Below are 7,630 nucleotides of genomic sequence, written 5' to 3'. Positions count from 1 at the left end.
GGCTTACTCCCCGAAGAAAGTTACACCGCCTACCATTCACCTAATTCCGGCGGTCGGTGCCGGTTCCCTTGGCGGCTGATATTAAGAAAAACCCGCCGGCAATGCCGACGGGCCATCTTCCCTCAAACTGCGCCTTGTTCCTGGATGGCCCGCCAAAGATATCCAGGCACCCCACAGCAAGACAGCTTGTACTACAGGCTTGATTGAGTCCGCTGTGGCCGAGCGGCAACATGCAGCGCAAAAAGCCCGCCACCCTCAGAGCGAAGGTGACGGGCTCCTAGTGATGCCAGTCGAGGGGACTAGACTGGTAATGCTGCAACGAGCCGGTTTATTTTAGGTTCCGCTAAGATACAAAAAGCCCGCCGGGGAGAGCCGGCGGGCGGAAGATCAAAGGCTGACGAGAGGGGTTTGAATTCTCGTCGCAGTATAAATTAGCAAACGCTCACATTGGGGGCAATTAGTCCTTATGGTGTATGGTTGCTGCGTGGGCTTCGCCATCGTCCACGCCATCGCTGGCTAACACTCTACGGCTTCGGGGGGCGCCCGCTAGCGTATATTAGTAATCGGTTGTATAATCTAACGGCACTTGTCGGGGACTCTGAGGGAGGTTCCGATGCGAATGATCCTGCTTATGCTCGCGCTGGCAGTGTGTTTTGTCTTTTGGGACCGCTTTGCAAACGAGGGCCGGTATACCGGCGATGTTGAGCGCAGCTTCAGGCAGGCAGCGGCCGATCTGCGGACTGGCGGCGTTCCTCCTGGGATAACCTTCAACCGCGACCTCATGAAGCGCTAGGTGAGGGTCACCTTCGGATCGATGTAGAAGGTCGATGAAGCCTTCGCGGCTTTGACCCGCCCGAATATCCACCCCTTTTGCTGGGCCCTGAAACTCGTTGTGCTGCCGCCCCACGTTCCCGAGCCTGCTGTCTGTCCTGCCGCCCTCGATAGTCAGCAGATCTGGTGATCTGCCGAATATTCAATTTATGGATACGGCGGTCGGTTCCTTACGGGTAGACACCCATTGTGTGAGGTTAAACCAAATCATTTTCGGCGCTGTTCGGCAGCAAGGCCTTCCCTCCGTCTCCTTCAATCGCCGCGATGCGATAGCGCCTCAGCCCAGAAAGTAGGAATGGCCGGTGCGGGGGGTTGCTTGGGCAAGCAGGCGCACCGGCCATTGCGGGTTTGGAATTCGGGGGTCCCCGCACTGCCTAAGCTATAGGCATATTAGGAATGACTCAATTACGACTGAAGTCCCTGGGACGTACGTCGCTCTATAAGCGTGGGCGCAACGCGTTTCCCTCAAAAATGGCTGAGAGGTCTATCTCATCATGAAACTGTGCATGAGGATCGAAGGCCAGCCAGGACGCATGAGATCGAAGCTCTCGGAGGCGCGCGCTCTTTGCGAGTTGGACCTGGTGTTGTTCCTCCTCAAACGGAGAAATAGCCTTGTCACGAGGGTTCATGCGCACACCCGATTGGCGCCATACCCTACTAGAACGATTGAGCCTTGACTTGGTTTCTTGTGGTCCGCCGGAGCGCGCTGCCGTTGGCCGTTGCCTAGCACCTGTAAGACGCCCCGTGCGCCCGTCAGCCTTTTTCGTATCGTGCTCACCCGGAGATTGCTGCTAGGCCCGTCAAACCATTGCCAGGGCGTTCTGTAAGTTCGTTGTCGTGCATTGGGGCGAGGCTAATGCGGCAAGACGCTGATGACGATGGCCGCCAGCACCACGGCGATCACTGCAATCACGATCGCCGCGATCCGAATACGCTTCGCCCACATTTTGCGCCTAGGGCTAGCCACTGTCGCGGCATCGTAGGCGCTGTAAATGCGCCGACCATCTTCCTCGAAACGGTCGCTGTTGGGGTATGCCTTTTTGGGCTTTGGGCTAGGACGAAGAAAGCTCACCTGATCCGCTTCCGGTCCGCGTCCATTAGCATACGCTTGTATTTCTCTTGAAGCTGGAGCATCCTTACAGGCGCGAGCGGGGAAGGCCACGAAGTTAACGGTGGAAAGGGGTAGTTCATGGAAACAGTTTGCTCCGTCCCCGGCGGGATTTGTCTCTTGTCGGTTTTCGTCGGTGTCACGATAGCGTTTATCGCTATGGCACCATTCGCAGCTACGCGCCTGCTCGTCTTGAGAATGCGCGAGCACTCGGCCGGACCCTCAACCCGCCCGATTATGTTGGCAGCGTCCTTCTCGTCTGCTGCGAACCGCTTGAGCCTTGCCTTCAGGCCCATGACTGCCGAGTGATCTCCTTCCCGCTCGCGGTGTCGAGATCGTAGTGCTTGCAATCAGTACGTCATGGGTCGGAATCCCATAGCGCTGTGCCTGCATCGGCCCAGGGCGCGCCTCCAACCTTGTCGCCACTCCCGCCGCTGGCTAAACTCGGGCCTTCCCAGGGGAGGGTTCTCGTATGACACTTCAGCTTTCGGCGGACGCTGTAGCCCCTAAGGCGGCGACACCTCAAAAATACCTCTTCGGCCCGGTCGCCGATTTCCTGATGCTGGGCGGCAGCGCGTTTCTCATTCTGCCGGTGCTGTTTCTGGTGCCGCTCGAGTATGAGGGTCCGGTAGCCGCGACGATGGTCTTCGTTGCCTATCTCGTGAACTATCCCCACTTCGCGCACTCTTATCAGCTTTTCTATCGCAATTTCGGGCGCAAGGTATCTGGCGACGGCTACGACCGGAGCCTGCAACTCCGCTACATCTTCGCGGGCATTGTCGTGCCCCTGGTCATGGCCGGGTTCTTTGCCTATGGCGCGGCGGCGGCGAACACGCGCCTGCTCGGCTATGCAACCAACGCCATGTTCTTTTTTGTCGGCTGGCACTACGTCAAGCAGGGCTACGGCATGCTGATGGTGGACGCGGTGCTGAAGCGCAAATTCTTCGACGATCGTGACAAGAAGGTGTTGCTGTTCAACTCCTATGCCGTGTGGATCCTGGCGTGGCTGCAGACCAACACGGCGGTCACTCAGGGCAAATATTACGGGCTGGACTATTATACATTCGCCGCCCCTTCCTGGATAACCGACATCGCCATGCTGGCGGCCGTTGCGTCGACGGCGGCCACGCTTTTGATGTTGGTCAATCGCTGGCGAAAGAACGGCGGCGGTCTGCCCTATAACGGTCTGGTGGCTTATGTCGCGTCGCTTTATCTCTGGATCCTGATTGCCAGAGTAAATCCGCTCTGGCTGCTGATCGTGCCGGCGCTCCACTCGCTGCAGTACCTCGCCGTGGTCTGGCGCTACCAGACGAACGTCGAGCGTGACAGCTCCGATGCCGAAAGCGATCCGCAGCCGAAAGTCCTGTCGTTTCTTGGCCCCCTCTACAGGTTTCGGCTCCTCGGATTTATCGTTGGCGGCACCGCCCTTGGCTATCTCGGTTTCTGGCTGATCCCGTCTGCGCTGACCGCCCTGATACCGTATGACCGGCAAGTGCTGGGATCATCGCTGTTCTTCTTCATCGTGCTGATCTTCATCAACGTGCATCACTATTTTCTGGACAACGTGATGTGGCGCCGTGGCAATCCGGAAGTGTCGAAGTACCTGTTCCGCTAGCCGACGGAATTCAGGAGCCACCAATCACCAGCGAGACATTGCCGCCGGCGTGGCGCTCGATGCGACCCGCGAGGTCGAGTTCCAAAAGCACCATCGACACCTGCGCGGCATTGAGGCCGGTATGGCGGATGATCTCGTCCACAGCCACCGGCGTTGGGCCCAGCACTTCGAGCACGCCGCTGCGTTCGTCCTCGCCGGGCGGCGGCGTTGCCGAAAAGTCGGGTGCCTTTTCCGGGCGCGTAGCCCGTGGCGCCCGTGTACCGGCCAAAGGCGCGATCGCTCCGGAAACATCGGTTGCTTCCGTGACCAGGGTGGCGCCGTCCTTGAGCAGGCCGTTGGAGCCGGCGCAGCGCGGATCGAGCGGCGAACCCGGTACGGCAAAGACCAGCCGGCCCATTTCGCCGGCCAGGCGGGCGCTGATCAGCGAGCCGGAGCGTTGCGCGGCCTCGATCACGACCAGCCCGAGTGCCGCGCCTGCGACGAGCCGGTTGCGGCGCGGAAAGTCCTGCGCCCGCGGCTGCCAGCCGAACGGCATTTCGGAAATAACGGCACCTCCGCGTTCGGCGATGTCGTCGCACAAGCTGATATTTTCAGGCGGGTAGGGGACATCGAGCCCGCCGGCCAGCACCCCGATCGTGCCTGTCGCAAGGCTTCCCTGATGTGCCGCCGTATCAATGCCGCGCGCCAGGCCGGAGACGATGCCGTAGCCGTCGCGGCCAAGATCCTGCGCCAGCATGCGCGCCATCTTGATGCCGGCGAGCGATGCGTTGCGGGCGCCGACAATGGCGACCGCCGGCAGACGAAACACCGCAGCCTCGCCCTTCATGGCAATCAGCGGCGGCGGATTGTCCATGTTTTTCAGCATAGGCGGGTAGTCGGCCTCGCCGATGCCGACGAAACGGGCGCTGTTCTCGCTGGCTGCTTCCAACTCCGCTTCGACCTCCTCGACGGAGGGAATGCGCACGATCCTTTTGGCGCCGCCCGAAATCATCAGCTCCGGCAGCATCTCCAACGCCGCCTCGGCCGAGCCGAAACGGTTGATCAGTTCGCGAAATGAGGCCGGGCCGACATTTTGCGTACGGATCAGGCGCAGCCAGCTCAGCCGCTGCCGGTCGCTTAGGCGCGGCCCGGCGGCTGGCTTGCTCAACCCTTGGCTCCGATTTTGCCTTCCGTGCCGGCAAGAAGGCGCGAAATGTTGGCGCGATGTTTGAAGATGACGATCAGGCTCATCACCAGGAACAGCCCGGCAATCTCAGGCGTGCTCCAGAAATAGAGCGCTATCGGCACGATGACCGCCGCCGTCAGCGCTGCCAGCGACGAGTAGCGGAAGATGAAAGCCGTCGCCAGCCAGACGACGATAAAGATCAGCGCCACATGCCAGCCGAGCGCGATCAGAACGCCGAGATAGGTCGCCACCCCCTTGCCGCCCTTGAAACCGAGCCAGACCGGAAACAGATGGCCAAGGAAGGCGCCAAGGCCCGCCCAGAGTCCAAGGCCGGCCCACGGTCCGAAGTCGTGCCCATAATGGCGCGCGATCATCACCGCCGCCGTACCTTTCAGTGCGTCGAGCATCAGCGTCGCAGCGGCGAGGCCCTTGTTGCCGGTGCGCAGCACATTGGTGGCGCCGATATTGCCGGAGCCGATCTTTCGCACATCGCCCAGACCCGCGGCGCGGGTGATCAGCAGGCCGAAGGGAATCGAACCGAGAAGATAGCCGAACAGCAATGCCAGGATGGCGTTGTAACTCATTGTTTCCCCCCGCATTTCCCTGGCAGCAGATCGACCCGCGACGTGCCGCGGTCACTCTAGTTCGAAAACACTGTGCGGCCCGCCACCAGTGTTTGCAAGACCATGCCTTGCAGCCGCGCACCTTCGAAACAGGTGTTTTTCGAACGCGATCGGATGCCGCTTTCGCTGACGATCCAGGGCTCTTCGAGGTCGACGACCGCAAGATCGGCCGACGCTCCCGGCTTCAACGATCCGCCCGGCAGGCCGAACAGTTTGGCCGGCGCGGTGGACAGCGTCTCGATCAGCCTGAGCAGCGGCACATCGCCATTGTGGTAAAGGCGCAGCGCTGCACCAAGAAGCGTTTCCAGTCCAATCGCCCCTGCCGCGGCATCGGCGAAGGGGAGGCGCTTGGTGTCGACGTCCTGCGGGTCGTGCGAGGAGACGATGATGTCGATCGTGCCGTCCTTGACCGCCTCGATCATCGCCAGCCGGTCTTCCTCGGCGCGCAGCGGCGGCGTCAGCCGGAAGAAGGTGCGATATTCCCCGACATCGTTCTCGTTGAGTGACAGATTGTGGATCGCGACGCCCGCCGTGACATTGGCGTGGTCGGCCTTCGCCCGCGTCATCGCCTGTGCGGCCATCGCCGTTGAGATCTTGGCCGCGTGATAGGCGCCGCGCGTCAGCCGCGCCAGCGCCAGGTCGCGCTCCAGCGGGATGGACTCCGCTTCGCGCGGAATGCCGGCAAGGCCGAGCCAGCTGGCATAGAGGCCCTCATTCATGACGCCGGCCGAGGCGAGGTCGTCATCCTGCGTCTCATGCGCGATGACGCCGCCGAAATCGCGGGCATAGGTCAGTGCGCGGCGCATCACCAGTGCGCTGTCGATGGTGTGGCGACCGTCGGTGAAGGCGACGGCGCCGGCCTCGCGCAGCAGGCCGAACTCGGTCATCTCGCGGCCGGCCAGGCCCTTGGTGATCGCCGCCGCCGGAAAGATGTTGACGATCGCAGTGTCCCGCGCGGTGCGTAGCACGAATTCGACCAAGGCGACATTGTCGATCACCGGGTCGGTGTCGGGCATCATCACAATGGATGTAACGCCGCCGGCCGCCGCGGCCACGCTTGCCGAGGCAATGGTCTCGCGATGCTCGCCACCAGGCTCACCGATGAAGACGCGCGTGTCGATCAGGCCAGGAATGATCGCCTTGCCAGCGCAGTTGACGACGATGGCTCCGGCCGGTACGCCCTGGTTCAAGGCGGCCTTGCCGGCGGCAACGATCTTCTTGCCCTCGATGATGACGGTACCGATCTCATCGATGCCGCGTGAGGGATCGACGATGCGGGCGCGCTCAAAGACCGTCGTGCTCATGCGCCGCGGCCCTCTGCGTTGCGGCGCGGGTCGAGCAGCGCTTCCATCACCGCCATGCGCACGGCGACACCCATCTCGACCTGTTCCTGGATGACGCTTTGCGGGCCGTCGGCGATTTCGGACGCGATCTCGACGCCGCGGTTCATCGGTCCGGGATGCATGACCAGCGCGCCGTCCTTGGCTGCCTTCAGCTTTTCCGCGTCGAGGCCGAAATAGCGGAAATATTCGCGCACCGAGGGCACGAAGGCGCCCTCCATGCGCTCGCGCTGCAAGCGCAGCATCATCACCACATCGGCACCCTTCAGCCCTTCGGCCATCGAGCGCGAGACAATGACGCCCATCTTCTCGATGCCGGACGGCAAGAGCGTGGACGGCGCGACGACCCGCACCTGCGCGCCGAGCGCGTTCAACAGCATGATGTTGGAGCGCGCGACACGCGAATGCAGGATGTCGCCGCAGATCGCCACGATCAGCTTCGACAGCGGTCCTTTGGCACGGCGGATGGTCAGCGCGTCGAGCAGTGCCTGTGTCGGGTGCTCATGCGCGCCGTCGCCGGCATTGACCACGGAGCAGCCGACTTTCTGCGCCAGAAGGGCAGCAGCGCCGGCCGACTGGTGGCGGATGATCAAAATGTCGGGGCGCATGGCGTTCAGCGTCATCGCCGTGTCGATCAGCGTCTCGCCCTTCTTCACCGAAGAACTCGCCACCGACATGTTCATGACATCGGCGCCAAGCCGCTTTCCGGCCAACTCGAACGACGACTGCGTGCGCGTCGAGGCTTCGTAGAAGAGGTTGATCTGCGTGCGGCCGCGCAGCGTCGAGGTCTTCTTCTCGGACTGCCGCGAAATGGCGACGGCGCGATCGGCCCGGTCGAGCAGAAGCTCGATATCTCCGGGGGAAAGATCGCGGATGCCCAGAAGATGGCGATGAGGATAAAGCGGCAGGGACGAAGCGTCGGTCATCTCAAGGCGCTGCTATAGGGGG

Annotated in this window: 7 protein-coding genes; 2 read left to right on the top strand and 5 right to left on the bottom strand. The window is 62.0% G+C overall.

Annotated features, from left to right (window positions below; translation table 11 throughout):
• Nucleotides 1-613 precede the first annotated feature (613 nt).
• Entirely contained in the window at nucleotides 614-793 is a 180-nt protein-coding gene (locus ACWTU9_RS13680) for a hypothetical protein (protein ID WP_455858714.1), read from the top strand.
• Nucleotides 794-1,684: 891 nt separating this feature from the next.
• Here the strand turns inward: ACWTU9_RS13680 and ACWTU9_RS13675 are convergent.
• A complete protein-coding gene (locus ACWTU9_RS13675) occupies nucleotides 1,685-2,149 on the bottom strand; it encodes a hypothetical protein (protein WP_455858713.1) in 465 nt (154 codons plus the stop codon).
• Nucleotides 2,150-2,411: 262 nt separating this feature from the next.
• Here ACWTU9_RS13675 and ACWTU9_RS13670 point away from each other — a divergent pair, with 262 nt between their 5' ends.
• The gene (locus ACWTU9_RS13670; protein ID WP_455858712.1) at nucleotides 2,412-3,554 is read left to right on the top strand and encodes a hypothetical protein; all 1,143 of its coding nucleotides are present in this window, start codon (nucleotides 2,412-2,414) and stop codon (nucleotides 3,552-3,554) included.
• Nucleotides 3,555-3,564: 10 nt separating this feature from the next.
• On the opposite strand, the gene dprA is transcribed toward ACWTU9_RS13670, so the two are convergent.
• Genes dprA through ACWTU9_RS13650 form a run of 4 tightly spaced genes read right to left on the bottom strand, consistent with a single transcriptional unit; the run spans nucleotide 3,565 to nucleotide 7,608 of the window.
• Nucleotides 3,565-4,701 (bottom strand): DNA-processing protein DprA, encoded by a 1,137-nt coding sequence (dprA, locus tag ACWTU9_RS13665; RefSeq protein ID WP_455858711.1) that lies wholly within the window; start codon nucleotides 4,699-4,701, stop codon nucleotides 3,565-3,567.
• On the bottom strand, nucleotides 4,698-5,303 hold the full coding sequence (plsY, locus tag ACWTU9_RS13660) for a glycerol-3-phosphate 1-O-acyltransferase PlsY (RefSeq protein ID WP_455858710.1): 606 nt from the start codon (nucleotides 5,301-5,303) through the stop codon (nucleotides 4,698-4,700). The genes dprA and plsY overlap by 4 nt, the downstream gene beginning before the upstream one ends.
• Before the next feature lie 56 nt (nucleotides 5,304-5,359).
• Nucleotides 5,360-6,646 (bottom strand): dihydroorotase, encoded by a 1,287-nt coding sequence (locus tag ACWTU9_RS13655; protein WP_455858709.1) that lies wholly within the window; start codon nucleotides 6,644-6,646, stop codon nucleotides 5,360-5,362.
• Complete coding sequence (locus ACWTU9_RS13650; RefSeq protein ID WP_023806087.1) at nucleotides 6,643-7,608, bottom strand: aspartate carbamoyltransferase catalytic subunit; 966 nt, start codon at nucleotides 7,606-7,608, stop codon at nucleotides 6,643-6,645. Before ACWTU9_RS13650 ends, ACWTU9_RS13655 begins: the two co-directional genes overlap by 4 nt.
• Nucleotides 7,609-7,630 lie beyond the last annotated feature (22 nt).

This window comes from Mesorhizobium sp. 128a, from assembly GCF_053848025.1.
This window is presented reverse-complemented; position numbering and strand designations above follow the sequence as displayed.